Annotated in this window: 24 protein-coding genes; 13 read left to right on the forward strand and 11 right to left on the reverse strand. The window is 67.0% G+C overall.

Annotated elements, in window-relative coordinates; translation table 11 throughout:
• Positions 1 to 27: 27 nt before the first annotated feature.
• Positions 28 to 1,365: a 16S rRNA (cytosine(967)-C(5))-methyltransferase RsmB gene (gene rsmB, locus BMW75_RS10765; RefSeq protein WP_092579199.1), complete on the reverse strand. Its 1,338-nt coding sequence runs from the start codon at positions 1,363 to 1,365 to the stop codon at positions 28 to 30.
• Positions 1,366 to 1,461: 96 nt separating this feature from the next.
• On the opposite strand from rsmB, the gene BMW75_RS10770 reads away from it, so the two are divergent.
• Entirely contained in the window at positions 1,462 to 2,094 is a 633-nt protein-coding gene (locus BMW75_RS10770; protein WP_092579201.1) for a LysE family translocator, read from the forward strand.
• 102 nt (positions 2,095 to 2,196) lie between these two features.
• On the opposite strand, the gene BMW75_RS10775 is transcribed toward BMW75_RS10770, so the two are convergent.
• On the reverse strand, positions 2,197 to 2,937 hold the full coding sequence (locus BMW75_RS10775) for a hypothetical protein (RefSeq protein WP_092579203.1): 741 nt from the start codon (positions 2,935 to 2,937) through the stop codon (positions 2,197 to 2,199).
• A 678-nt stretch (positions 2,938 to 3,615) separates the two neighbouring features.
• Here BMW75_RS10775 and BMW75_RS10785 point away from each other — a divergent pair.
• Entirely contained in the window at positions 3,616 to 3,861 is a 246-nt protein-coding gene (locus tag BMW75_RS10785; RefSeq protein WP_076518557.1) for a helix-turn-helix domain-containing protein, read from the forward strand.
• Between the two features lie 148 nt (positions 3,862 to 4,009).
• The gene (rimO, locus tag BMW75_RS10790; protein ID WP_092579543.1) at positions 4,010 to 5,356 is read left to right on the forward strand and encodes a 30S ribosomal protein S12 methylthiotransferase RimO; all 1,347 of its coding nucleotides are present in this window, start codon (positions 4,010 to 4,012) and stop codon (positions 5,354 to 5,356) included.
• Positions 5,357 to 5,447: 91 nt separating this feature from the next.
• Here rimO and BMW75_RS10795 read toward each other — a convergent pair whose 3' ends face one another.
• Positions 5,448 to 6,008 carry a ferritin-like domain-containing protein gene (locus tag BMW75_RS10795; protein ID WP_076518556.1) on the reverse strand — a complete coding sequence of 187 codons (561 nt, stop codon included), beginning with the start codon at positions 6,006 to 6,008 and terminating at the stop codon, positions 5,448 to 5,450.
• 236 nt (positions 6,009 to 6,244) lie between these two features.
• On the opposite strand from BMW75_RS10795, the gene BMW75_RS10800 reads away from it, so the two are divergent.
• From BMW75_RS10800 to BMW75_RS10820, 5 genes are all read left to right on the forward strand, one after another.
• The gene (locus BMW75_RS10800) at positions 6,245 to 6,835 is read left to right on the forward strand and encodes an LOG family protein (RefSeq protein WP_076518555.1); all 591 of its coding nucleotides are present in this window, start codon (positions 6,245 to 6,247) and stop codon (positions 6,833 to 6,835) included.
• A 36-nt stretch (positions 6,836 to 6,871) separates the two neighbouring features.
• Complete coding sequence (locus BMW75_RS10805) at positions 6,872 to 7,438, forward strand: hypothetical protein (protein ID WP_092579207.1); 567 nt, start codon at positions 6,872 to 6,874, stop codon at positions 7,436 to 7,438.
• Between the two features lie 67 nt (positions 7,439 to 7,505).
• Positions 7,506 to 8,132, forward strand: a complete 627-nt coding sequence (locus BMW75_RS10810; protein WP_092579209.1) for an HAD-IA family hydrolase — start codon at positions 7,506 to 7,508, stop codon at positions 8,130 to 8,132.
• Between the two features lie 12 nt (positions 8,133 to 8,144).
• Entirely contained in the window at positions 8,145 to 8,771 is a 627-nt protein-coding gene (locus BMW75_RS10815; RefSeq protein ID WP_076518552.1) for a pyridoxamine 5'-phosphate oxidase family protein, read from the forward strand.
• Positions 8,772 to 8,784: 13 nt separating this feature from the next.
• The gene (locus BMW75_RS10820) at positions 8,785 to 9,306 is read left to right on the forward strand and encodes a class IV adenylate cyclase (protein ID WP_092579211.1); all 522 of its coding nucleotides are present in this window, start codon (positions 8,785 to 8,787) and stop codon (positions 9,304 to 9,306) included.
• A gap of 19 nt (positions 9,307 to 9,325) precedes the next feature.
• On the opposite strand, the gene fmt is transcribed toward BMW75_RS10820, so the two are convergent.
• Positions 9,326 to 10,273, reverse strand: coding sequence for a methionyl-tRNA formyltransferase (gene fmt, locus BMW75_RS10825; RefSeq protein WP_076518550.1), 948 nt, complete (start codon positions 10,271 to 10,273; stop codon positions 9,326 to 9,328).
• A gap of 16 nt (positions 10,274 to 10,289) precedes the next feature.
• Positions 10,290 to 10,802: a peptide deformylase gene (gene def / locus BMW75_RS10830; protein ID WP_076518549.1), complete on the reverse strand. Its 513-nt coding sequence runs from the start codon at positions 10,800 to 10,802 to the stop codon at positions 10,290 to 10,292.
• Between the two features lie 232 nt (positions 10,803 to 11,034).
• Here def and dprA point away from each other — a divergent pair, with 232 nt between their 5' ends.
• The 3 genes from dprA (at position 11,035) to BMW75_RS10845 (ending at position 13,633) form a co-directional block, all read left to right on the forward strand.
• Entirely contained in the window at positions 11,035 to 12,147 is a 1,113-nt protein-coding gene (dprA, locus tag BMW75_RS10835; RefSeq protein ID WP_092579213.1) for a DNA-processing protein DprA, read from the forward strand.
• Between the two features lie 93 nt (positions 12,148 to 12,240).
• A complete protein-coding gene (locus BMW75_RS10840) occupies positions 12,241 to 13,149 on the forward strand; it encodes a hydroxymethylglutaryl-CoA lyase (RefSeq protein WP_092579215.1) in 909 nt (302 codons plus the stop codon).
• Positions 13,150 to 13,159: 10 nt separating this feature from the next.
• Positions 13,160 to 13,633 (forward strand): hypothetical protein, encoded by a 474-nt coding sequence (locus tag BMW75_RS10845; protein ID WP_076518546.1) that lies wholly within the window; start codon positions 13,160 to 13,162, stop codon positions 13,631 to 13,633.
• A 24-nt stretch (positions 13,634 to 13,657) separates the two neighbouring features.
• Here the strand turns inward: BMW75_RS10845 and BMW75_RS10850 are convergent, their stop codons facing one another.
• Together BMW75_RS10850 and BMW75_RS10855 are read right to left on the reverse strand one after the other, a co-directional pair.
• Positions 13,658 to 14,674, reverse strand: coding sequence for an amino acid ABC transporter substrate-binding protein (locus tag BMW75_RS10850; protein ID WP_076518545.1), 1,017 nt, complete (start codon positions 14,672 to 14,674; stop codon positions 13,658 to 13,660).
• Positions 14,675 to 14,866: 192 nt separating this feature from the next.
• The gene (locus BMW75_RS10855; RefSeq protein ID WP_092579217.1) at positions 14,867 to 16,108 is read right to left on the reverse strand and encodes an aminotransferase-like domain-containing protein; all 1,242 of its coding nucleotides are present in this window, start codon (positions 16,106 to 16,108) and stop codon (positions 14,867 to 14,869) included.
• A gap of 225 nt (positions 16,109 to 16,333) precedes the next feature.
• Here BMW75_RS10855 and BMW75_RS10860 point away from each other — a divergent pair, with 225 nt between their 5' ends.
• Both BMW75_RS10860 and BMW75_RS10865 read left to right on the forward strand, forming a co-directional pair.
• Positions 16,334 to 17,053 carry a YggS family pyridoxal phosphate-dependent enzyme gene (locus BMW75_RS10860; RefSeq protein WP_092579219.1) on the forward strand — a complete coding sequence of 240 codons (720 nt, stop codon included), beginning with the start codon at positions 16,334 to 16,336 and terminating at the stop codon, positions 17,051 to 17,053.
• A gap of 161 nt (positions 17,054 to 17,214) precedes the next feature.
• Positions 17,215 to 18,183, forward strand: coding sequence for a Bug family tripartite tricarboxylate transporter substrate binding protein (locus tag BMW75_RS10865; RefSeq protein ID WP_092579221.1), 969 nt, complete (start codon positions 17,215 to 17,217; stop codon positions 18,181 to 18,183).
• Between the two features lie 95 nt (positions 18,184 to 18,278).
• Here the strand turns inward: BMW75_RS10865 and BMW75_RS10870 are convergent, their stop codons facing one another.
• The 4 genes from BMW75_RS10870 to BMW75_RS10885 all read right to left on the reverse strand — a co-directional run bounded on the left by BMW75_RS10870 (position 18,279) and on the right by BMW75_RS10885 (position 23,970).
• On the reverse strand, positions 18,279 to 18,674 hold the full coding sequence (locus tag BMW75_RS10870; protein WP_076518541.1) for an Hsp20/alpha crystallin family protein: 396 nt from the start codon (positions 18,672 to 18,674) through the stop codon (positions 18,279 to 18,281).
• Between the two features lie 31 nt (positions 18,675 to 18,705).
• The gene (locus BMW75_RS10875) at positions 18,706 to 19,149 is read right to left on the reverse strand and encodes an Hsp20/alpha crystallin family protein (protein ID WP_092579223.1); all 444 of its coding nucleotides are present in this window, start codon (positions 19,147 to 19,149) and stop codon (positions 18,706 to 18,708) included.
• Between the two features lie 192 nt (positions 19,150 to 19,341).
• Positions 19,342 to 23,301: a DUF3683 domain-containing protein gene (locus tag BMW75_RS10880; protein ID WP_092579225.1), complete on the reverse strand. Its 3,960-nt coding sequence runs from the start codon at positions 23,299 to 23,301 to the stop codon at positions 19,342 to 19,344.
• Between the two features lie 132 nt (positions 23,302 to 23,433).
• Complete coding sequence (locus BMW75_RS10885; protein WP_076521907.1) at positions 23,434 to 23,970, reverse strand: YqaA family protein; 537 nt, start codon at positions 23,968 to 23,970, stop codon at positions 23,434 to 23,436.
• Positions 23,971 to 23,976: the final 6 nt, after the last annotated feature.

Below are 23,976 nucleotides of genomic sequence, written 5' to 3' on the forward strand. Positions count from 1 at the left end.
CTACGTCATGCCCCTATTCTTGGGGATTCAGGACTGCTTGGCAAACAAGGCGTAGAAAAATCCGTCGTGTTGCGCCGCGGGTGTTGCATCGACAGCAACAGGCAGCAATTGGCCGGGGGCATCGAGCCGCGTCGCATCCGGGTGGCGCTGCAGGAACTCCAGGGCCTGGCGGGTGCCTTCGATGGGGAAAACCGAGCAGGTGACGTAGAGCAGGCGGCCACCGGGAGCCACGGTGGTCCACAGCGCATCCAGGATCCGGGTCTGCAGGCTGGCGGTGCGGCGCAGGTCGCTTTCGCGGCGCAGCCAGCGGATGTCGGGGTGGCGGCGCACGATGCCCGACGCCGTGCACGGCACGTCGGCCAGCACCGCGTCAAAGGGCTTGCCGTCCCACCAGGCGTCCAGGTCGGCGGCATCGGCGGCCTTCAGCCGGACATGCTCGCCGGCCAGGCCCAGCCGCGCCAGGTTCTGTTCCACGCGGACCAGGCGGTCGGCATCGGCGTCCAGGGCCAGCAGGTCGACGTCGGCGAGCTCCAGCAGGTGCGCGGTCTTGCCGCCAGGCGCCGAGCAGGCGTCCAGGACCCGCATGCCGTCGGCGGGCGCCAGCAGTTCGGCCGCGAGCTGCGCGCCCGCGTCCTGCACCGACCACCAGCCCTCGGCAAAGCCAGGGAGCTGCACCACGGGCTTGGGGGTGGCGAGCACCACGCCCGACTGGCCCACGGGCTGGGCCGCCAGGCCGGCATCCGCGAACGCGGCCAGCACCTGTTCGCGGGTGGCGCGCCGGCGGTTGACCCGCAGGGTCAGCGGGGCCGGGACATTGGCGGCCGCCAGGATCTCGCGCCATTCGCGCGGATAGGCCACAGCAAGCAGCTTGACCCACCAGCCGGGATGGTTCCATTGCGCTTCGGGGCTGTCGGCCACCGCGGCCTCCAGCGCGGCGCGTTCGCGCAGGAAACGACGCAGGCAGGCATTGAGCATGCCTTTATAGGACGCAAGGCTGCGCGAGCCGGCCGCCGCGGTCACCGCCTGGTCCACGACCGTATGCGGCGCGTAGACCGGCATGCCGGGCAGGCTTTCGGCCGCGCCGCCCGCTTCCTTCAGCAGCGTCAGCGACACGAGCAGCAGGGATTCGAAAAACACGCTGGGATAGCGCTGCACCATTTCGCGGCCGACCGCGTCGGCCCAGCCCAGATAGCGCATCGCATGGAACGACACGGCCTGCGTGGCCGGCCGCAAGGCCGGATCGACGTCGGCCAGCGCCTCCGTGAGCGAGCGGCCATCCAGCACGCCCTCGACCACCCCCGCGCTGGCAAGAAGGACGGATGAGAGCGGAGGAGCCAGATGGGGAGTATCGGAACGCGTGGACATTGGTGCGAAATCAAAGAGTAAGACCGCTATGGTAGCCCGGACCTGGACGGACGGCGGCGGTCGCGGCACACTGGCTCCCTGTCCCGGAGGCCCTCCATGACCCTCGCCACCCTGCTGCTGTTCGTCCTGGCTTCGGCCGTCACCATCATCACGCCCGGCCCCACCGTGCTGCTTGCCATGAGCAACGGCTCGCGCCACGGCGTGCGGGCGGCCTGCTGGGGCATGGGCGGCGCGGTGCTGGCCGACCTGGTCCTGATCGGCGCGGTGGCCTGCGGCCTGGGCGTGGTGCTGGCCGCCTCGGAGGTCGCCTTCCAGATCGTCAAATGGGTCGGCGCGGCCTATCTGGCGTGGCTGGGCTGGAAGCTCCTGCGGTCGGACGCGGCGCTCACGCTGCCTTCCGAGGCGCCCCGAGACGCCCGCCCGGCGGGACTGGCGCTGGGCCTGCGCAGCTTCGTCGTCGCCCTGACCAACCCCAAGGCCCTGCTCTTCATGTCGGCCTTCCTGCCCCAATTCATCAATCCCGCCGCGCCCCTGCCCGCCCAATACGCCCTCCTGGCCGCCGTCATGGCGCTGATGAACATCGCTGCGATGCTGGCCTACGCGGCGCTCGGCGCGCAGATGGTGCGCGCCTTCCAGACGGGCGGCCTGCGCTGGCTGAACCGGGTCTGCGGGGGGCTGCTGATCGGACTGGCGGGGACGCTGGCGCTGTACCGGCGGGCGGCGCCCTGATCCACCATGGCGGGCCACGCAGCGCCCGCATATCGATCGGCGCTTGCGCTCATTGCCGCTCTGCTGGCGCCTTCCCCGCCGTGCCGCGCCAATGCTTAGCGCTTATTTTGCCTGCGCCACGGGCGCGCCTACTGGGCCGTCAATGAACTCGATGGCCTCGCGCAGCCGATTGCCCAGGGGTTGGGCAGACAGGAATGCTATGTCTCCGTCATCTGCGGCAATCATGGCTTGAACGATACCCATCCCGATGGCGCCTCCCACGCCCGCCTGAAGCGATGTCATGCCTGGCGATGGCGCCGCAGCCCCTTGCGCCGGCAGCGTTGCCGACAGGTCCTGAATTGCCTTGTCTGTTGCCTGATCGGCGCGGGGCAATTCCGCCACCGCGCGGGCTTGATCTAATGCCGCCGCTTGGCGCGCATTCTCCGCGGCCATTTGGTCAGCCGGCAGGTAAGCGGTTTGCGTGCGCGGGCTCAGGAAGCCCTTGGCGGGAAGCGACGCATTCTTCGGCACGAAAATGCCACAGTCCGCGAAGGTGCCACGATGCAACATCTCGTCCTTGATTGCCCAACTAACTTTGGTCCAGACCTCTCTGAAGCACATTGGCGGGCCTTTGTAATAGGCCCCCTCCCGATCTTCGCCAACGGGACGATAGTCGCCGGCCGCGAGTCGGAACTCACGCACCGAACCCGCATAAGTGCTGTCGAAAGCGACGGGGTCTTTCAGCCGGATGTGTGCCGCCGCTGCCGGCGGCGGCGTCAACTTGGCGGAGTGCATGGCGCACCCGCTGACTACGGCGATCAAGGGCAGAAGCGTTGCCGCGCGGCAAACGGGAAGGAGGCTCATGGCGGGTTGCTTACGTCCAGAATTAGTTAGAAATGAAATGTCAAGTCTAGCCCAATATCAGGACATGCCACACGGATTTGCCGAGTCTCCGCAAACGCCGGGTCAGTTTTCAATGCGAACCAACACTTGCTGCCCTTCTAGGGCGCCTTCACGCGACATGGTATCCACCCCCGACTCAGCCGCTGGCACAAGTCGTACCTTCGAATGCCTCGTCAACGACTGAGTCGCCTGGCCCCCAAGCTTTCGTGACGATGTAGTCTTGCTTCTTGTGGTCCCATTGCATTTTCGTCCCCACGACGGCAAAAGATTCGCTATAGAACACAGTGAACAATTGCAAAAGGCCTCCGATTTGAAATTCGTATGCCCATCTATGGCGCATGTAGTCGGAGAAGACCACCAATGAAGCAAAGGAGCGTCCTTCCGACCAGGACCCCATCCCGGACTGGCGGGCATGCTGGCGCTGTATCGCCGCGCCGCGGCCTGAATCGCGCGTCCAGATCACTGCCTTGCCCCTTTCCGTCCCCCGTTGCAAGACCGGCCCCGTCATCGCGTGCTATCCGCGCCTACGGCAATGCCGTATAATCCTGCGCTGCCCCGCTATCCCAATCGGTGCGGCCGCCGGCCAAACTCCCGCCGGCACGGATGAATGCCGCACCGCCCCCTCCCATTGATTGAGTCATGAATAAGGCTGTCCAGCCTGCCCGGTCCGTCCGGTGGCAGGCGTCGCATATCAGCGAAGCGCGCAATCGCGTCGGCCTGCCGCAGGCGGATTTCGCGGCGTTGCTGGGCGTGAGCGTGCGCACCTTGCAGGATTGGGAGCAAGGCCGGCGCAACCCCTCGGGCGCCGCGCAGACATTGCTGCGGGTGGCCATGCTGTATCCGGAAACGCTGCGCGACCTGACCTCGCAGGACGCGACTGCCTGATCCCGACCCTTTGACGATTACCCCGCCGCACCGCCTATGCCCGTGCGCGAACCTACGGTGAACCAGATTGGAAATTCTTGAACGATCCCGGCCCGGCAAAGGCGCCGGCAGCGCCGCCAGCAACGGCAACAGCTCGACCCTGGACGCGATTGCGACGGCGGCGCAAGGAGCGGCCCCCGGCCGCGCGCCGCGCGTGGGATTCGTGTCCCTCGGCTGTCCCAAGGCCCTGGTCGACTCCGAGCGCATCCTGACCCAGCTGCGCACCGAAGGGTACGAAGTCACGCCCGAATACAACGACGCGGACGTCGTCGTGGTCAACACCTGTGGGTTCATCGACAGCGCCAAGGCCGAATCGCTGGAAGCCATCGGCGAGGCCATCGCCGAGAACGGCAAGGTCATCGTGACCGGCTGCATGGGCGTCGAGGAATCGGTGATCCGCGACGTGCATCCCAGCGTGCTGTCGGTGACCGGTCCCCAGCAATATGAAGAGGTGGTGCGCGCCGTGCACAGCGCCGCGCCGCCCAACAAGGACCACAATCCGTACGTGGACCTGGTGCCGCCGCAGGGCGTGAAGCTCACGCCGCGCCACTATGCCTATCTGAAGATCTCGGAAGGCTGCAACCATCGTTGCAGTTTCTGCATCATCCCCTCGATGCGCGGCGACCTGGTCAGCCGTCCGGTGGGCGACGTGCTGAACGAAGCCGAGCGCCTGGTGAAGGCAGGCGTGAAGGAACTGCTGGTGATCTCGCAGGACACCAGCGCGTATGGCGTGGACATGAAGTACCGCAGCGGCTTCTGGAACGGCCGCCCGGTCAGGACGCGCATGACCGAGCTCTGTGTGGCCCTGTCCGAAATGGGCGTGTGGACGCGGCTGCACTATGTGTACCCGTACCCGCACGTGGACGAGGTGATCCCGCTGATGGCCGAGGGCAAGATCCTGCCCTACCTGGACATTCCCTTCCAGCACGCCAGCCCGCGCATCCTGAAGGCCATGAAGCGTCCGGCCTTCGAAGACAAGACGCTCGCGCGCATCAAGCGCTGGCGCGAGATCTGTCCGGACCTCACGATCCGCTCGACGTTCATCGTGGGGTTTCCCGGCGAAACCGAGGAAGACTTCCAGTACCTGCTGGACTGGATGCAGGAGGCGCAGCTCGACCGCGTGGGCTGTTTCCAGTATTCGCCGGTTGAGGGTGCGCCCGCCAATCTGCTGGACGATCCGGTGCCGGACGACGTCAAGCAGGACCGCTGGGAACGCTTCATGGCGTTGCAGCAGACCATCTCGACGCAGCGGCTGGCGCGCAAGGTCGGCCGCGAGATCGACGTGCTGATCGACGAAGTCGACGAGGACGGCGCCGTGGGCCGCAGCGCGGGCGACGCGCCGGAAATCGATGGCTGCGTCTACGTCAGTTCGGACCAGCCCCTGAAGGCGGGCGACATGGTGCGCGTGCGCGTCACCGATTCCGACGAATACGATCTCTGGGCCGACGCGATCTGACTTCAAAAAAAACGCCGGCCGGCGCGTCAACACGCGCCGGCCGGCGTTTTGACCGGCGGCTCAAGCGGCCGCGCGGACGGTCACTGCCCCATCACGACTTGGCCAGGAAGTCCGACAGGTCGTCGGCGTGTTCCTCTTCCACCGCCAGGATCTCCTCCAGCAGGCGGCGCGTGGTGGAATCCTGTTCACCGATGTATTCGATCATCTGGCGATAGCTGTCGATGGCGATGCGCTCGGCGATCAGGTTTTCCTTGATCATCTCTTCCAGCGAATTGCCTTCGACGTATTCCGAGTGGCTGCGCTCCAGCAGGCCCTTGGGCGACAGGTTCGGCTCGCCGCCGAGCTGCACGATGCGCTCGGCCAGCTTGTCGGCATGTTCCTGTTCCTGCGCCGCGTGCTCGGCAAATTCCGCGGCGACGGGCTCGGCGTTCAAGCCGCGAGCCATGAAGTGGTGGCGCTTGTAGCGCAGCACACAGACCACCTCCGTGGCCAGCGCTTCGTTCAGCAGCTTCAGCACGGTTTCGCGATCAGCCCGATAGGTATCGGTGATGGCGCCAGACTCGATGTCCTTGCGCGCCTTGGCGCGGATCGCCTGCACATCCATATCGAAAGGACGCTTGGCCTGCTGCGGGGTGCGGGTTGCTTGTTCCATATCGTAGGCTCCTCATAGTCCGTGAAAGCAGCACGACGCTGGACTTCCAGTCGTATTAGCAATCCCCAGTCTACCGGCCGTGCCGGAACATGCTGTGTCCAAACATTGCCCGCCTCGCGGGTTCGACGGCGCCGCGCCCGGGCAAGGGTCCCTCTCAACCTTGCGTAAACTATCGGCTTCGCGAAAAGGCGGCGTGACGCAATCTGTAACGCGGCCAGCCCTCTGACCCCTTGTTTATGAATCTCAAGAATATCTGCGTGTATTGCGGTTCCAACCCCGGCACCCGGCCGGACTACGTCGAGCAGGCGCGCGTGCTGGCCCGTGAACTCGTCAAGCGCGACCTGGGCCTGGTGTACGGCGGGTCGGTGGTCGGCATCATGGGCGTGGTGGCCAACGAGGTGCTGGCCGCCGGCGGCCGCGTGATCGGCGTGATCCCGGAACTGCTGCTCAAGAAAGAACAGGCGCACCTGGGGCTGACGGAGCTGCACATGGTGCAGAACATGCACGAACGCAAGGCGATGATGATGGAGAAGGCCGACGGCTTCGTCGCCCTGCCGGGCGGCGCCGGCACGCTCGAAGAGTTTTTCGAGGTGTGGACCTGGGCGCAGCTCAACATGCACCAGAAGCCCTGCGGATTGCTCAACATCGCGGGGTATTACGATGCCCTGATGCAATTCATCAACCACTCCGTGGAAGAAGCATTTATCCGTCCCCAGCATCGCGACATGCTGGTGGTTGAGGAAGACCCCGCCTTGCTGCTGGATCGCTATGCCATTTACGAGCCGCCCAACATCACGAAATGGTTCGATCCGGTCAGAAAGCCCTGACCCCTACTCCCGACACCTGAACGGAAGCCCCTCGCAATGCCCACCGATTCGTTGATCCCCGCCTGCACCGAGTCCGTATTGCGCGACTATTTTCACGCCAAGGACGAGAACCGCCCCCATTACATGGCCCGCGCCTTCGCGCCGGACGCCGTGTTGAAGATGGCGCTGCGCACGCAGGCCATCGCCTTTCCGCCCGAGTCGCATGGCCTGGCCGCCATCACCGACACGCTGGTGCGCAAATTCGGCCAGACCTACGACAACGTCTACACCTTCTTTCTGTCGCGCCCCGAGGCGGACGCGCGCCTGCCCGATTACCAGTGCGACTGGCTGGTGGGCATGACGGAGAAGGCCACCGGCAACGTGCGCGTGGGCTGTGGCCGCTACGACTGGGTCTTCCAGCCCGACCCGTACCGCGCCAAGCGGCTGACCATCACGATCGAAACCATGGTGAACCTGCCCCCCGGCGACACGGCGGCCGTGTTCGGCTGGTTGCTGGCCCTGGACTACCCGTGGACGAACGCCGCGCGCGTGGTGGCCGGCGCGCCGCCGCTTGAAGGGCTGGCGCCGGTCGTGCACTATCTCCTTCACCCGCACGGCGTTTAGGGACGGCGCAGGGCGCCTGCCAGCGTGCATGGCCCCTGCCCCGCCTGCCGGCACTGGATTCCAAGAATTGAAATACGACATTGCTGCATTCGACTTCGACGGGACTTTGGCGGACACCATGCCGTGGTTCAACGCCATCCTGAACACTGTCGCGGACAAATACCACTTCCGCAAGATCGACGCCTCGGAACGCGAAGCCCTGCGCAGCCGCGATGCCGGCGAAATCCTGAAGTACCTGAACATCCCGCTGTGGAAGCTGCCGGCGATCATGACGCACGTGCGCACGCTGATGCAGGAGATCGATCCCAGCGTCCAGCTGTTCGACGGCATTCCGCAAGCGCTCGCCCGCCTGAAGGCGAGCGGCCTGCGGCTGGCGATCGTCAGCTCCAATTCCGTCGAGAACGTCAAGCGCGTGCTGGGCGAGGAAACCGCGGCGCTGTTTGACGACTACGAATGCGGCACCGACCTCTTCGGCAAGGCCGCAAAGATCGACCGCCTGCTCAGGCAGCATGGCACGGCGCCCGAGCGCTTCCTGCTGGTGGGCGACGAAATGCGCGATATCGACGCCGCCCGCAAGGCCGGCGTGCGGGTCGGATCGGTTGCCTGGGGTTATAACCATGTCGACGCCCTGCGCGGCCGTGGCCCGGACGAGCTGTTCCTGACGGTCGCAGACCTTTCCAACGCCCTGGCATAACGCCCCGTACCCATGCACATCGACCCCGCCCATCTGATTACCGACGCCCTCGCCCTGCAAGCGCTCTACGGTTCGCCCGGCGAAGCCTCCTTGAAAAAGGAAGTGGACCATGTGCACCCGCACTACCGCGCGTTCATCGAGGCCGCGCCTTTCGCGCTGCTGGCCACCGCGGGACCGGACGGGCTGGACGCCTCGCCGCGCGGCGACCCCGCCGGATTCGTGGTGGTGCAGGACGAGAAGACGCTGCTGCTGCCCGACCGCCGCGGCAACAACCGCGTGGACAGCCTGCTCAACGTCATCGCCGATCCGCGCGTGGCGCTGCTGTTCCTGGTGCCGGGCGTCGGCGAGACGCTGCGCGTCAATGGCACGGCGCGCATCAGCGTGGACCCGGCGTTGCTGGCGCGCTTCGAGATGGACGGCAAGCTGCCGCGTTCCGTGCTGATCGTCGACGTGCACACCGTGTATTTCCAGTGTTCCCGGGCGCTGCTGCGCTCGCGCCTGTGGGATCCGCAAACGCAGATCGCGCGCACCGCGCTGCCCAGCGTGGGCCGGATCCTCTCCGACCTCACCGCCGGCACCTTCGACGGCGTCGCCTATGATCGCGACCTGCCGGCCCGCGTCGCCGGTTCACTCTACTGACCGGGAAACCTGCATGGCGCGCAATGTCGAAATCAAGGCCCGGGTCGATAGCCTGGAGGCCATCGTCCCCCTGGCTGCGGCGTTGTCCGGCAAGGAGCCCGCCCGCATCGACCAGGACGACACGTTCTTCGCGTGCGAGACCGGGCGGCTGAAGCTGCGCGCCTTTGCGAACGGCACGGGCGAGCTGATCTTCTACCAACGCGCCGACGATACCGGCCCCAAGGAAAGCTTCTACGTGATCGCGCCCACGGACGCCCCCGACGCCCTGCGCGACACGCTTTCGCACGCCTATGGCGTGACCCGCCGCGTCAAGAAGCAGCGGACGGTATTCATGGCCGGACGCACGCGCATCCACCTGGACCGGGTCGAAGGCCTGGGCGAGTTTCTGGAGCTGGAGGTGGTGCTGCGCGAAGACGAGACCGTCGAGGCAGGAATGGAAGAAGCCCGCACGCTGATGGCCGGGCTGGGCGTCGCGCCCGAACAGTTGCTGTCGGGCGCCTACGTGGATCTGCTGGCGGCTACCCGCCAGGGGTGAGCCGGGCGGGCGGCAACGCTCAGGCCGGCTGCCAGCCGCGCACGAACACATCCACGGGCTGGCGCTTGCCGCCGGCCTTCTGCAGCTCCAGCAGGCGCAGCACGCCCTGGCCCGTGGCAATGTCGATCCCTGCCGCGTCCGCGCGCAGGACGCTGCCCGGCGCGGCCGTGGCGGTCTCGTCCAGCGCCTGGGCGCGCCAGACCTTCACGGCATCGGGCAGGCCGGGCAGGCGGATGCTGGCGCCGGGCACGGGATTGAAGGCCCGCACGCGACGCGCCAGCAACGCGGCCGGCTGGCTGCAATCGAGCGCGGCTTCGGCCTTGTCCAGCTTGGCCGCGTAGGTCACGCCCGCTTCGGGCTGCTTGCGCGGGGTCAGGCCACGGCCACCTTCGGCCAGCGCGGCCAGCGCCTCGACGATGGCTTCGCCGCCCGCCACCGCCAGCGCGTCATGCAACTGCGCCGCGTTGGTCTCGTCCGAAATCGGCACGATGCGTTCGAGCAGCATGTCCCCCGTATCCAGCCCCTGGTCCATCTGCATGATGGTGACGCCGGTGCGCGCGTCGCCGGCTTCGATGGCGCGCTGGATCGGCGCCGCGCCGCGCCAGCGCGGCAGCAGGCTCGCGTGGATGTTCAGGCAGCCCAGGCGCGGCAGTTCCAGCACCCATTGCGGCAGGATCAGCCCGTAGGCGGCCACCACCATCACGTCCGGCGCCACGCTTTCCAGCAGTTGGCGGGCCTCGGCGGCCTCGTCGGGATAGCGGCCGTCCAGCCGCAGGCTGCGCGGCTGGGCGACGGGGATGCCCGCCTCCACGGCCGCCTGCTTGACCGGGCTGGGCGTGAGCTTCAGGCCCCGCCCCGCGGGGCGGTCCGGCTGCGTCATGACGAGGGGGATTTCGTGGCCGGCCGCCCGCAGGGCGTCGAACGCGATACGGGCGAATTCCGGGGTACCGGCAAAGACGATGCGCATGGGGTTAAGGGCCGACCTACGCGCGCAAGGCTTCGCGCTCGGCTTTCTTGAGCTTGGTTTTGATGCGGTTCTGCTTGAGGTTCGACAGGTATTCCACGAACACCTTGCCTTCCAGGTGATCCAGCTCGTGCTGCACGCACACGGCCAGCAGGCCATCGGCCTCGAACTCGAACGGCTTGCCGTCGATGTCCAGCGCCTTGCAGCGGATGCGCGAGGCGCGCTCGACTTCGTCGTAGATGCCGGGAACGGACAGGCAGCCTTCTTCGTAGATCTTGTAGTCGTCGCTGCGCCAGGTGATCTCGGGGTTGATCAGGGTCAGCAGTTGATTGCTGTCCTCGGACACATCGATCACGACGACGCGTTCGTGCACGTCGACCTGGGTTGCGGCCAGGCCGACGCCAGGCGCGTCGTACATGGTTTCCGCCATGTCGCGCACGAGCTGCCGGATGCGGTCATCGACCTCGGCGACCGGCTTGGCCTTTTTGTGCAAGCGCGGGTCCGGGTAGCGAAGGATGGGAAGTAAAGCCATTGAAAGGGGATCGCCAGAGTGATGCGTACACAAGAGTTTAATTCATTAGAGTATTGATTTCTAATAGTTTTCGGCTAATTCGGGGATTGCGGACATTGCCCCGGCACGCTTTTTTTCACAGGCGGCGCCCTTGCCTTGCCGGTCCCGCGCGTATCGATCCACCCCGCCGCCGCCGGCCTGCCCGGCGCGTGCGACACTCTCGGACCCACGACGCCTTTCTCGCGCCCGTTCCATGCCGCTTACGCAATCCTCCGACGAACTATCCGCCTGGCTGCGGCTGTCCCTCGAACCGAATATCGGTTCCGCCACCGCCTGCATGCTTCTGAGCGCGCTGGGCCTGCCCGAGCAGATCTACGCGCAACGCGCCACGGCGCTTGCGCGCCATGTGCCCGACGCGCTGGCGCGGCAATTGGCGGCGCCCATGCCGGCGGACATGGCCGAGCAGGTGGCGCGGGCGCTGGAATGGGTGCAGGCCCCCGGCCGCCACATCCTGACCCTGGCCGATCCCACCTATCCGCAAAGCCTGCTGACGATCGCCGATCCGCCGATCCTGCTCTACGTGGCGGGTGATCCCGCGTTCCTGCAGGGGCCGTCGCTGGCGGTCGTGGGCGCGCGCAATGCGACGCCGGGCGGACAGGAAAACGCGCGCGCCTTTGCCCGGCACCTGGCGGCGAACGGCTGGCGCGTGGTCAGCGGCCTGGCGCTGGGCATCGACGCCGCCGCGCATGAAGGCGCGCTGGATGCCGGCCCCGACGGCGCCGGCACCGTGGCGGTCATGGGCACGGGCATCGATCGCGTCTACCCGGCCAGCCACCGCGACCTGGCGCACCGCATCGCGGCGCATGGGGCGCTGGTGTCCGAACTGCCCCTGGGCACCGGCGCGCGGCCCCAGCACTTTCCCAAGCGCAACCGCATCGTGGCGGGCCTGGCGCGCGGCGTCCTGGTGGTCGAGGCCGCCAAGCAAAGCGGGTCGCTCATCACCGCCCGGCTGGCGGGCGAGAGCGGCCGCGAAGTCTTCGCCATCCCGGGCTCGATCCATTCGCCACTGTCGCGCGGCTGCCATGCGCTGATCCGCCAGGGCGCCAAGCTGGTGGAGACCGCCGCCGACATCACCGACGAACTGGGCGGCGGGCCGACGCCGGCGCAGGCCCCGCGCACCGAGCCGTCCCCCGCGCGCGCCGCCCATCCGGTGCTGGATGCGCTGGGCTATGACCCGCTGCACCTGGATGCCATCCAGGCGCGATGCGGGCTCGATACCGCCGTGCTGCAGGCGCAACTGCTCGACCTGGAATTGCAGGGCCGCATCGCCCGGCTGGACGATGGCCGCTACCAGCGTTTGCACTAGGGCCGCAGCGGCGCCGCATGCGATGGCGCTAATATGGGCGATGGCGCCGCGGCCTCGCCGCGCCGGTCATCCAATACCGAAACAGGAAGAGACATGGCATTGCCCTCCCGCGTAAAGATCGTCGAGGTGTCGCCTCGCGACGGCCTGCAGAACGAAAAGGAATTCGTCCCCACCGACATCAAGGTCGAACTGGTCAACCGCCTGAGCGCCGCGGGCTTTCCCAATGTGGAAGCCGCCTCGTTCGTCTCGCCCAAATGGGTGCCGCAGATGGCCGACGGCGCAGACGTGATGGCGCGCATCGAGCGCCGCCCCGGCACCATCTACTCGGTGCTGACCCCCAACATGAAGGGCTTCGAAGGCGCACTGGCCGCCCGCGCGGACGAAATCGTGATCTTCGGCGCGGCGTCCGAAGCCTTCTCCCAGAAGAACATCAACTGTTCCATCGCTGAATCCATCGCGCGTTTCGAACCCGTGGTCCAGGCCGCCCGCGAGGCCGGCATCCGCGTGCGCGGCAGCATCAGCTGCGCGCTGGGCTGCCCCTACCAGGGCGAAGTTCCCGTCGAAGCCGTGGTGGACGTGGCGCAACGCTACCTGGCGATGCAGGTCGACGAGATCGACGTGGCCGACACCATCGGCGTGGGCACGCCCAAGCGCGTGCGCGAAGTGATGGCCGCCGTCACCCGCGTGGTCGACCCGGCGCGCGTGTCCGGCCATTTCCACGACACCTACGGCCAGGCGCTGGCCAACATCCTCGCGGCGCTGGAGACGGACATTTCCATCTTCCACACCTCGGTGGCCGGCCTGGGCGGCTGCCCCTACGCAAAGGGCGCCACCGGCAACGTCGCGACCGAAGACGTGCTGTACATGCTGCGCGGCCTGGACATCGACACGGGCGTGGACTTCGACGCCGTGGTCGACATCGGGCAATGGATGTCCGGACACCTGAACCGCAAGGGTTCCAGCCGCGCCGGCAACGCCATCGCCGCCAAGCGTGCCGCCTGATCCGGTCCGCATGACCACGCCCAATGCCGACCCCGCGCCCGAAGACCTCCCGGCGCTGCTCCGCGCCATCGGCCCGCTGCCCCTGTCGGGCCAGGCCTGGCCGGACTGGGTGCGCATCCTGACCTGGGTGCTGCTGGCGATCCTGGGCGTGCAGGTCGTGACCACCGCGATCCGCGCGCCCGCACAGCCCTTCGATACGCTGCTGGCGGTGGCGGTGGTGCTGTGCTTTGTGGCGCTGCTGTTCGTGTCCTGGCACATGCAGACGTCCATCACCACCATCGACGAACACGGCCTGCGCCAGACCTGGTTCACGCGGCGCGAGGTGGCATGGGAAGACGTGCGTTACGCGCGCTTCGTGCCCATGGTGTTTTCAAAGCGGCTGGTGGTGTTCACGCACCGCGGCAAACCGGTGATCTTCCAGGGCGGCACGCGGGAACTGCGCGCCGCCTTCGTGAAGATCGCGCAGGTTTATCGGCGCGGATAGGCAAAACGAAACGCCCTGGGTTCGTCAGCGGATCGGCAGCGCGTACATCAATCCGCCCTGCGTCCATTGCGCATTCAGGCCGCGCTTGATCTTGAGCGGACTGCCCTCGCCCACGTTGCGCTCGAAGCTTTCGCCGTAGTTGCCCACCTGCTTGACGATGTTGTAGGCCCATTTTTCATCCAGCCCCAGGTTGGCGCCGCTGCCGGGCGTCACGCCCAGGATGCGCTTGATGTTGGGGTTGGCGCTTCGGGTCTGTTCATCCACGTTCCTGGACGTCACGCCGTACTCTTCGGCTTCGATCATGGCCGACAGCGACCAGCGGACGATGTTGAGCCAGGCGTCGTCGCCCTGGCGCACGAAGGGGCCCAGCGGCTCCTTGGAGATGATCTCGGGCAGCACCACATAGTCGTCCGGATTCTGCAGCTTGGAGATGCGGATCGACGCCAGGCCCGAGGCGTCCGTCGAGAACACGTCGCAGCGCCCGGACGCGAAGGCATTGACCACTTCGTTGAAGGTCTCGATGACGACGGGCTTGTACGTCACGTTGTTGGCGCGCGCCCAGTCGGCAAGGGTGTTTTCGTTGGACGTGCCGGTCTGCAGGCAGATCGTGGCGCCGTTGATCTCCTTGGCGCTCTTCACGCCCAGCGACTTCGGCACCAGGAAGCCCTGGCCGTCGTAGAAATTGATGCCGGCGTGGATGATGCCCAGCGCCGTGTCGCGCTGCTGCGTCACGGTGGTGTTGCGCGTCAGCACGTCGATCTCGCCGGATTGCAGCGCGGTAAAGCGCTGCTGCGAATTGAGCGGCACCACCTTGATCTTGTCCGCGTCGCCGAAGACCGCCGCGGCCACCGCGCGGCACAGGTCCACGTCCAGGCCCTGCCACTTGCCTTGCGCGTCGGGCGCGGAGAATCCCGCGAAGCCCGTGGTCGTGCCGCAAGCCACGGCGCCGCGCTGCTTCACGACGTCCAGCGTCGCCGCCTGAGCTCCCTGCGCCGCCGCCAACAACAGCGCCGCGCCTACCCACCCTTTTGCAATGTTCATGACCTGGATTCCTGTTCTGCTACCGGGCGCGAACGCGCGCCGAGGCAAGAAGCTTATCGACATGAAGCGCCCCCGCCAAATAACGGGCGCTTATTTGGGTATGCCCGGCATGCCGGGACTTGCCGCCGGCTCGCGCCGGCGGGCAAGTGCGGAAAGGATAGCAATGCGAGGCGGGCGCGACGCTGCGCGAGGTCAAGCCGCCAGCGAAATGGACACCGGCTCGTTGGCCTGGCACGCGTCCAGCGCGCGGCCCAGGCGGACCATGCCCTGCGCGATCTGGCTTTCGTTCATGGTCGCGAACGACATGCGCATGGCGTAGAGGTCCGCCTGCGCCGCGTCGGCGTAAAACGCCTTGCCGGGCACGTAGACCACTTCATGCTCGATGGCATACGGCAGCAGGCGCGTGGCGTCCACGTCGCCCGTCAGGCGCGCCCAGAAGAACATGCCGCCCTCGGGCTTGCTGAACGTGATGCGGCCGTCGAGCTCGCGCGCCAGGGCCTCGGCCATGGCCGTGCAGCGCAGCCCATAGGCGGCGCGGATGCGCGGCACGTGTTCGTCGTAGCGGCCATTGGCCAGGTACTGCGCCACGATTTCCTGGATCCAGGCCGAGGACGCCATGTCGTCGGCGGCCTTGGCGCCGACGCAGCGGCGGCGGATCTCGGGCGGGGCGACCAGCCAGCCGATCCGCAGCGCCGGGGCCATGGTCTTGGACATGCTGGCCAGGTACACGGCCCAGTGGCGCGCCTCGCCTTCGGCCAGCGCCGCGATGGGTGGCACGGCTTCGCCGGCAAAGCGCAGCTCGCTGTAGGGATCGTCCTCGACGATGAGGAAGCGGTGCTTGACGGCCAGTTCCAGCAGGCGCAGGCGGCGCTGGCGCGAGATGGTGGCGCCGCAGGGATTGGAGAACGACGCGACGACGCAGACCATCTTGGGCTTCACGCGCGCAGCCAGCTCGTCCAGCGCATCCACGTCGATGCCGTCGGGGCCGGAGGGCACGGTGTGCACCGTGGCCCCCGTATAGCGCAAGGCCTGCACGGAATTCGGGAAAGCCGGCGATTCGATGATGGCGTGGTCGCCGGGCTGCAGCATCACGCGCGTGAGCAGCGCCAGCGCCTGCTGCGATCCGCCCGTCACGGCGAGCTCCGTGTCGGCGTTGCAGACCAGTCCGCGCGCCGCGGACAGCCGCGCCAGCTCATGCCGCAAGCTGGCCTGGCCGTCGATGTTGGAGTACTGCAGGCACGTGCCCAGCCGGGCCGTGACCTGGGTGGACGCGATCGACAGGCCGTCGACGTCGAACAGCTCCTGCGCCGGATATCCGCCGGCCAGTGAAATGGTGCCCGGACGCATGGCGTAGGGCATGAGCGATCGGATGGGCGAGGCGGGGGGATTCAGGAACGGCGTGGCAAAGGCGTATTCGGGCGCTGCACTGGACATGGCGGAAGGGCTGAGTAGGAGGGGGGAACGTGTCGCCCGAATGGGCGGCGCCGGACGGCATAGAACTTTGAAATATAAACAAATCTCCGCAAATTCTAAGCCTGCCGCTCTGACAGGGTCAACGACAGGGTCAAGGGCGCGGCCAGCGCCTGAAACCGCCCGCGTGGCGGGAGGTCCGGAGCACGTCCTACACTATGGGACATCCCGTTTTTGCCAGAGAGCTGCATGATCGCCGAAGACACCATGGCCGGGCGCCTCGCCCGGATCCAGCAACGCATCCGAGAGGCCTGCGAGCGCGCCGGCCGCCGCCCCGACAGCGTGACCCTGCTGCCCGTCAGCAAGACGTTCGGCGAGGACGCCCTGCGCGAGGCCATGGCGCTGGGCCTGACCCGTTTCGGCGAGAACAAGACGCAGGAAATCCGCCAGAAGGCCGTCGCGCTGGCGGGACACGGGCTGAAATGGGTGCTGATCGGCCACCTGCAGACCAACAAGGCCAAGGACGCCGCCCGCGACGCCGCGGAGGTGCAGTCCCTGGACCGCGTCGAACTGGCCGAGGCCCTGCACCGCCGCCTGCAAAACGAGGGCCGGACCCTGGACGTGCTGGTGCAGGTCAAGACCTCTCCGGAACCCAGCAAATACGGCATGGCGCCCGAAGACGTTGCCCCCTTCCTGCGGCGCATCGCCGCGGACTTTCCCACGCTGCACGTGCGGGGCCTGATGACGCTGGCCGTCAATTCGCCCGATCCGGCCCAGGTGCGCGCGTGCTTTCGCGCGCTGCGCGAACTGCGCGATCGCCTGGCGCAGGAGCGCATTCCCGGCGTTTCGCTGGACCGCCTGTCCATGGGCATGAGCGGGGACTTCGAACTTGCCATCGAAGAAGGCTCGACCGAAGTGCGTATCGGCTCGGCCATTTTCGGCGCGCGCAGCTATCCGGATCCGCAATAAGCGGCTGGCGCGGGCATGGGCATTTGACGGGGCCCAAAGCGCGGCCCCCTTTTTGCGTAGGCGCAAGGCATAATAGCGACGCAAAAAAATGCGGCGCAAAGTTGACGTCGATCAACGACGCGGGCGCCGCGCTCACGACACCCCGCACGAGGAGACACTCCATGCACAAGCATGCAAAGCGCCTGCTGGCGCTTGCCGCCCTGTCGCTGGCCGCCACCGCGGCCTGCGCCCAATCCTGGCCCACGCAACCGATCCGCTGGATCGTCCCCTATCCCGCCGGCGGCGGCACCGACGTGGTGGCGCGCACGGTGGCCAGCAGCCTGGAAAAGACGCTGGGCCAGACCATCGTGGTCGAGAACCGCCCCGGCGCGGGCACCATCATCGGCGCCACGGCCATCGCCCAGGCGGAGCCCAACGGCTACCTGGTCGGCACGGCCGACTCGGGCACGCTGGCCTTCAATTCGTCGCTGTACGCCAAGCTGTCCTACGATCCGGCCAAGTTCACCTATATCGGCGGGATCGCCAAGTTCCCGTTGCTCTTGGCCGTGAACGTCAACTCGCCGTACAAGACGGTCGAAGAGGTGATCGCCGCCGCCAAGAAAGATCCAGGCAAACTGACGTCGGCTTCGGCCGGCGCGGGCTCGCCGCATCACCTGGCGCTGGAACTCTTCAAGCAGCGCACGGGCGCCAACGTGCTGCACGTGCCGTACAAGGGCGCCGCGCCCGCCATCCAGGACCTGCTGGGTGGCCAGGTGGACATGATGTTCATCGACCTGGGCTCGGGCCTGCCCAACGTCAAGGCCGGCAAACTGCGCGTGCTGGCTGCCGCCACGCCGGATCGCGTGCCGGTGCTGCCGGACGTCCCGACCATGGCCGAACAGGGCGTGGCCAACTTCACGGCGTACGCCTGGCAAGGCCTGGTGGGCCCCGCCGGCCTGCCTGAAGCGGTGGTGAAGAAGCTGTCGGCCGACCTGGACGCCACGCTCAAGTCGTCGGCGGTGTCGCAGAAGATGCTGGACATGGGCGTCATTCCCATGCCGATGTCGGCCCAGGACTTCAAGGCCTATTCCGAACAGGAGCGCGCCGCCTGGGCGGACGTCATCAAGAAGGCGAACATCAAGCTGGAGTGACGCCCCCGGCGTCGCCCTGCCTTTCGCGCAAAAGCCGCGGTCCGACGACCGCGGCTTTTTTTCGCAGGGGCGCCGCGCGGCGCCCCGCTCCGGGGTCAGCCCGCCACGACGGGAATCTGCCGCGGCTGCGCCTCGCGCACGCGCGGGATGCGCAGCGTGAGCAGGCCCTGTTTCAGGCTGGCGCTGATCTGCGCGCGATCGAACTCCTGTCCCAGGCGGAACGCCCGGCGAAAGAGCGGCGCGCGCATTTCGCCCAGCACCAGCCGCAGGTCGCTGGGCGTCTCCACCGACGCTTCGCCCTCGATCTGCAGCACGTCGGCCTCGACGTTGATGCGCAGCCTCTCCTTGGATACGCCGGGCAGATCCGCCAGCAGGGTGATGCCTTCCTTGTCTTCGTAGATGTCCACGGCCGGCACGGTCACGCCGCGCGCATCGCGCTTTTCGGAAACCGCCCCTTCCGCGGGCACGGTCAGGTCTTTGCGTTCATTCATGATCGATACTCCTTTGCGGTTGCGGGCTGGTTCACTGCACGGTCACGGTACGGGGCTTGGCCGATTCCTTGCGCTTGATGGAAATGGCCAGGCAGCCGTCGGTGTAGCGCGCCTGCACGTTGTCGGGGTCCGCATCCGCAGGCAGTTCGATCACCCGCGTGTAACGGCCCTGCGCGCGTTCCCGCGCGTAGTAACGGGCGCCCTCGGGCAGCTCCTGCGGCTTGCGTTCGCCGCTGATGGTGAGCAGGCTTTTTTCGATCGATACGTTCAGGGCGTCCGGCTCCATGCCGGGCACGAAGGCGACGACCTCGATGGAATCGCCCGACACGCCGACGTTGACCGGCGGAAAGTAGGCCTGCGGCGTGGCGCGCAAGGCAGCGGGCACGCCCGCGCCGCGCAGCACGCGGCCCATGTGTTCCTGGATGGCGTCGAACGCGGTCGCAAAGCCGCTGTCGCTGAATGGAAAGTTGCTCATAAGGGTCTCCTCGAATGAAAAAAGGGACCGATACAGACACTAGGCAATCGCCACAACCACGACCGCAGGTCTGATCGCTTCAATCCCAGTATGGGATCGGTTTTTTGGGTTTCAAGAGGGGCGCGGAAGGGCGAAAAAAAAACCGCGGCCATCGCTGGCCGCGGCTTCATTCGCACGAAAGACGTGTCGGGTTTAGACCAGGACCCGTTCGATCCCGCCCGCGTTGGCGCGGCGCACGTAGTCTTCCATCCAGCCTTCGCCCAGGATGTGGCGCGCCATCTCGACCACGATGTAGTCGGCTTCCATGCCGGTGTCGCCTTCATAGCGCGACAGGCCCTGCAGGCACGACGGGCACGAGGTCAGGACCTTCACGTCGCCCGTGAAGCCGTCGCTGCGGATCGCGGCGTCGCCCTTGAGCAGCTCTTCCTGCTTGCGAAAGCGCACCTGCGTGGAGATATCGGGCCGGCTGACCGCCAGGGTGCCCGATTCGCCGCAGCAACGGTCGCTCTTGACCGCGCCGTCGCCCACCAGCGCGCGCACGGTCTTCATGGGCTCCTGCAGCTTCATGGGGGTGTGGCAGGGGTCGTGGTACATGTAGCGCACGCCCTTGGCCCCTTCCAGCTTGATGCCCTTTTCCAGCAGGTATTCGTGGATGTCGATCAGGCGGCAACCCGGGAAGATCTTCTCGAATTCATAGCCCGCCAACTGGTCATAGCAGGTGCCGCAACTGACCACCACGGTCTTGATGTCCAGGTAGTTCAGCGTGTTGGCCACGCGGTGGAACAGGACCCGGTTATCGGTGATGATCTGCTCGGCCTTGTCCGTCATGCCGTTGCCGCGCTGCGGATAGCCGCAGCACAGGTAACCCGGCGGCAGCACGGTCTGCACGCCCGCATGCCACAGCATGGCCTGCGTAGCCAGGCCCACCTGCGAGAACAGGCGCTCGGAGCCGCAACCGGGGAAGTAGAACACCGCTTCCGTATCGGCCGTGGTGGCCTTGGGATCGCGGATGATCGGCACGTAGTTCGCGTCTTCGATGTCCAGCAGCTTGCGCGCGGCCTGCTTGGGCAGCCCGCCGGGCATCTTCTTGTTCACGAAGTGCACCACCTGCTCGCGCAGCGGCGGCTTGCCCACGGTGGCCGGCGGCTTGGCGGTCTGCTTTTTCACCAGGCCCGAGAACAGGTCGTGCGCGGCGCGCTGGACCTTGTAGCCCACGCCCACCATGGCCTTGCGGGTGGCGTTGATGGTGGCCGGATCCTTGGCGTTCAGGAAGAACATGGCGCTGGCCGTGCCCGGGTTGAACGACTTGCGGCCCATGCGGCGCAGCACGGCGCGCATGTTCATCGACACGTCGCCGAAGTCGATATCGACCGGACAGGGGTTGTAGCACTTGTGGCAGACGGTGCAGTGATCGGCCACGTCCTCGAATTCTTCCCAGTGCTTCAGGCTCACGCCGCGGCGGGTCTGCTCTTCGTACAGGAAGGCTTCCACCAGCAGGGACGTCGCCAGGATCTTGTTGCGCGGCGAATACAGCAGGTTCGCGCGCGGCACATGGGTGGCGCACACGGGCTTGCACTTGCCGCAGCGCAGGCAGTCCTTGATCGATTCCGAGATGGCGCCGATGTCGCTCTGCTGCATGATGAGCGACTCGTGGCCCATCAGGTTGAAGCTGGGCGTCCAGGCGTGGCGCAGGTCGGCGCCGGGCATGAGCTTGCCGGCGTTGAAGTGGCCGTTGGGGTCCACGCGCCGCTTGTAGTCCTGGAACGGAGCCAGCTCGGCCTCGGTCAGGAACTCGTACTTGGTCAGGCCGATGCCGTGCTCGCCCGAGATCACGCCGTCCAGGTCGCGGGCGATCTGCATGATGCGCTCGACGGCCGCGTGGGCCTCGCGCAGCATTTCGTAGTCGTCCGAGTTGACCGGGATGTTGGTGTGCACGTTGCCGTCGCCGGCATGCATGTGCAGCGCGACGAATACCCGGCTCTTGAGCACGCGGCCATGGATGGCGACGAGCTCGTCGACGATCTGCTTGTAGGTGGCGCCCGAATAGGCGCGCTGCAGGCCGGCGAGTACCTCGGTCTTCCAGGAGACGCGGATCGTGCGGTCCTGCACCACTTCGAAGACGCGGGCCTCCGGTTGCGCCGCCAGGCGCGCGGTCAGCGTGTCGCGCAGGTCGCCCAGGCCCAGGCCGTCGAGCTGCGGCAGCGCGTCGCCCAACGGCAGGTCAAGGTTGTCCAGCAGCCACTGCCAGCGCTGGCGCGTGGCGGCCAGCAGTTCCATCGCCTGGCGCGTCCGCTCGGCCAGCGCTTCGGCGCGGGTGGCCTCGATGTCGGTGTCGTCCACCTTGCCCACGGGCAGGGGCGCGCACAGGTAGGCGTCCAGCTCGCCCAGGAGCTTGAGCTTGTTGCGGGTGGACAGCTCGATGTTGATGCGCTCGATGTGATCCGTGTATTCGCCCATGCGGGGCAGCGGGATCACGACGTCTTCGTTGATCTTGAAGGCGTTGGTGTGGCGGGCGATCGCGGCGGTGCGCGAGCGGTCCAGCCAGAATTTCTTGCGCGCCTCGGGGCTGACGGCCACGAAGCCTTCGCCGTGGCGCGTGTTGGCCAGGCGCACGACCTCGCTGGCGGCCGCGGCGACCGCATCTTCGTCGTCGCCGACGATGTCACCGATCAGCACCATCTTGGGCAGGACGCCGCGCTTGCTCTTGGTGGCATAGCCCACGGCGCGCAGGTAGCGTTCGTCCAGATGCTCCAGGCCGGCCAGGATGGCGCCGCGCGCCTTGCCTTCGCCGTCCAGGTAGCCCTTGACCTCGACGATCGACGGGATGGCGTCGCGCGCCTGCCCGAAGAACTCCATGCAGACCGTGCGCGTGTGGCGCGGCATGCGGTGCAGCACCCAGCGCGCCGAGGTGATGAGGCCGTCGCAACCTTCCTTTTGGATGCCGGGCAGGCCGGCCAGGAATTTGTCGGTGACGTCCTTGCCCAGGCCTTCCTTGCGGAAGACGCGGCCATGGATCTCCAGCGTCTCGGTCTTGAGCAGGCGTTCGCCGGGCTTGCCCTTGCCGTCGAACCACTTGAGCTCGAAACGGGCCACGTCCACGTCATGGATCTTGCCCATGTTGTGGTCCAGGCGCGTTACTTCCAGCCAGTTGCCGTCCGGATCGACCATGCGCCACCAGGCCAGGTTGTCCAGCGCGGTGCCCCACAGCACGGCCTTCTTGCCGCCGGCGTTCATGGCGATGTTGCCGCCCACGCAGGAGGCCTCGGCCGAGGTCGGGTCCACGGCGAAAACGAAACCGGCAGCCTCGGCCGCTTCGGAGACGCGCTTGGTGACCACGCCGGCGCCGGCGTGGATGACGGCCACGGGCTCGGTGAGGCCGGGCAGGATACAGGACTCGACCTTGCCCAGCTTGTCGAATTTCTCGGTGTTGATGACCGCCGACTTCCAGGTCAGCGGAATGGCGCCGCCGGTATAGCCGGTGCCGCCGCCGCGCGGCACGATGGTCAGGCCCAGTTCGATACAGGCGGTGACCAGCGCGGCGATCTCGTCTTCGCTGTCCGGCGTCAGCACCACGAAGGGGTACTCCACGCGCCAGTCGGTCGCGTCCGTCACGTGCGACACGCGCGACAGGCCGTCGAACTTGATGTTGTCGCGCGCCGTGATGCGCCCCAGCACCTTCTGCGCCTGCTTGCGCATCATGGCGGTCTGGTCGAACTCGCCTTCGAAGGCGGCGATGGCGGAGCGGGCTCGGGCCAGCAACCCGACGACCTTTTCGTCGCGATGCGGGTCGTGGCCGGCTTCGGCGGGCGCGCCGGGCTCGCGGCGACGGTCGATTTCGCCCAGGCGGTGATGCAGGGCTTCGATGAGCTGCTTGCGGCGCTTGGGGTTGTCGAGCAGGTCATCCTGCAGATAGGGGTTGCGACGCACGACCCAGATATCGCCCAGCACTTCGTACAGCATCCGGGCCGAACGGCCGGTGCGGCGTTCGCCGCGCAGGTCGGTCAGCAGGCTCCAGGCGTCTTCGCCCAACAGCCGGCCCACGATTTCGCGGTCGGAAAACGACGTGTAGTTGTAGGGGATTTCGCGCAAGCGCGCGGGTGTTGCGGGCGGCATCGCCCCGTTCAAGATGTGGCTGGCGAGAGGGGCGTTCATGGCGGCAAGAGGGGGCCCTTAAAAAAGTATTTTATGCCATTGTCCCGACTTGACCCCTAATATCCCTGCCAAGCCGTCCAAAGGCGCTATCGGAACGGCGTGCACCGTCCCTTTTTAAGCACGGCGTCAGCGCTAGATTTTTCCGGGAAAGAACCAGAGCAGTCCGGCCGTCATGAACAGATAGCGCATGAATTTGCCGATCGTCATGTAGAGCACGCAGGGCCAGAAGGACAGGCGCAGCCAGCCGGCGACCGCGCACAGGGGATCGCCCACCGCGGGCAGCCAGGACAGCAACAGGGCGGGCGGCCCCATGCGATGCAGCAAGTCGTGGGCGCGCTCGTGCCAGCGGCCGCGCATGCGCCCGCCTTCGGTCGCCTTGGGATGCGGATGGGGGTGCTTTTCCTTCCAGCGCTCGACCGCCTTTTCCGCGCCCAGCCCCATGGCGTAGCTGATGGCCCCGCCCACGGTGTTGCCCAGGGTCGCGACGAGGATGGCGGGCCAGAACATGTCCGGCGAAAGCTTGATGTACCCGAACACCGCCGGCTCGGAGCCCAGCGGCAGCAGCGTCGCGGACACGAGCGAGACGGTGAAGATGGCCGGCAGGCCCACCGAGGGCAAGGCCAGCACGCCGAGGAGCCAATTGACTGCGGATAGGAGACTTTCTTCCATGGTGGC

Origin of the sequence: Achromobacter sp. NFACC18-2, from assembly GCF_900108985.1 — a bacterium.
GTDB lineage: Bacteria > Pseudomonadota > Gammaproteobacteria > Burkholderiales > Burkholderiaceae_B > Achromobacter.

What these genes read in the sequence shown, in the direction of transcription:
- BMW75_RS10770 (WP_092579201.1), top strand. Translation starts at nt 1,462, where the DNA reads ATGACCCTCGCCACCCTGCTGCTGTTCGTCCTGGCTTCGGCCGTCACC.
- BMW75_RS10800 (WP_076518555.1), top strand. Translation starts at nt 6,245, where the DNA reads ATGAATCTCAAGAATATCTGCGTGTATTGCGGTTCCAACCCCGGCACC.
- BMW75_RS10805 (WP_092579207.1), top strand. Translation starts at nt 6,872, where the DNA reads ATGCCCACCGATTCGTTGATCCCCGCCTGCACCGAGTCCGTATTGCGC.
- BMW75_RS10865 (WP_092579221.1), top strand. Translation starts at nt 17,215, where the DNA reads ATGCACAAGCATGCAAAGCGCCTGCTGGCGCTTGCCGCCCTGTCGCTG.
- BMW75_RS10885 (WP_076521907.1), bottom strand. Translation starts at nt 23,970, where the DNA reads ATGGAAGAAAGTCTCCTATCCGCAGTCAATTGGCTCCTCGGCGTGCTG.
- rsmB (WP_092579199.1), bottom strand. Translation starts at nt 1,365, where the DNA reads ATGTCCACGCGTTCCGATACTCCCCATCTGGCTCCTCCGCTCTCATCC.
- BMW75_RS10785 (WP_076518557.1), top strand. Translation starts at nt 3,616, where the DNA reads ATGAATAAGGCTGTCCAGCCTGCCCGGTCCGTCCGGTGGCAGGCGTCG.
- BMW75_RS10815 (WP_076518552.1), top strand. Translation starts at nt 8,145, where the DNA reads ATGCACATCGACCCCGCCCATCTGATTACCGACGCCCTCGCCCTGCAA.
- BMW75_RS10855 (WP_092579217.1), bottom strand. Translation starts at nt 16,108, where the DNA reads ATGTCCAGTGCAGCGCCCGAATACGCCTTTGCCACGCCGTTCCTGAAT.
- BMW75_RS10840 (WP_092579215.1), top strand. Translation starts at nt 12,241, where the DNA reads ATGGCATTGCCCTCCCGCGTAAAGATCGTCGAGGTGTCGCCTCGCGAC.
- fmt (WP_076518550.1), bottom strand. Translation starts at nt 10,273, where the DNA reads ATGCGCATCGTCTTTGCCGGTACCCCGGAATTCGCCCGTATCGCGTTC.
- BMW75_RS10870 (WP_076518541.1), bottom strand. Translation starts at nt 18,674, where the DNA reads ATGAATGAACGCAAAGACCTGACCGTGCCCGCGGAAGGGGCGGTTTCC.
- def (WP_076518549.1), bottom strand. Translation starts at nt 10,802, where the DNA reads ATGGCTTTACTTCCCATCCTTCGCTACCCGGACCCGCGCTTGCACAAA.
- BMW75_RS10875 (WP_092579223.1), bottom strand. Translation starts at nt 19,149, where the DNA reads ATGAGCAACTTTCCATTCAGCGACAGCGGCTTTGCGACCGCGTTCGAC.
- BMW75_RS10860 (WP_092579219.1), top strand. Translation starts at nt 16,334, where the DNA reads ATGATCGCCGAAGACACCATGGCCGGGCGCCTCGCCCGGATCCAGCAA.
- BMW75_RS10880 (WP_092579225.1), bottom strand. Translation starts at nt 23,301, where the DNA reads ATGAACGCCCCTCTCGCCAGCCACATCTTGAACGGGGCGATGCCGCCC.
- dprA (WP_092579213.1), top strand. Translation starts at nt 11,035, where the DNA reads ATGCCGCTTACGCAATCCTCCGACGAACTATCCGCCTGGCTGCGGCTG.
- BMW75_RS10820 (WP_092579211.1), top strand. Translation starts at nt 8,785, where the DNA reads ATGGCGCGCAATGTCGAAATCAAGGCCCGGGTCGATAGCCTGGAGGCC.
- BMW75_RS10850 (WP_076518545.1), bottom strand. Translation starts at nt 14,674, where the DNA reads ATGAACATTGCAAAAGGGTGGGTAGGCGCGGCGCTGTTGTTGGCGGCG.
- BMW75_RS10775 (WP_092579203.1), bottom strand. Translation starts at nt 2,937, where the DNA reads ATGAGCCTCCTTCCCGTTTGCCGCGCGGCAACGCTTCTGCCCTTGATC.
- BMW75_RS10795 (WP_076518556.1), bottom strand. Translation starts at nt 6,008, where the DNA reads ATGGAACAAGCAACCCGCACCCCGCAGCAGGCCAAGCGTCCTTTCGAT.
- BMW75_RS10845 (WP_076518546.1), top strand. Translation starts at nt 13,160, where the DNA reads ATGACCACGCCCAATGCCGACCCCGCGCCCGAAGACCTCCCGGCGCTG.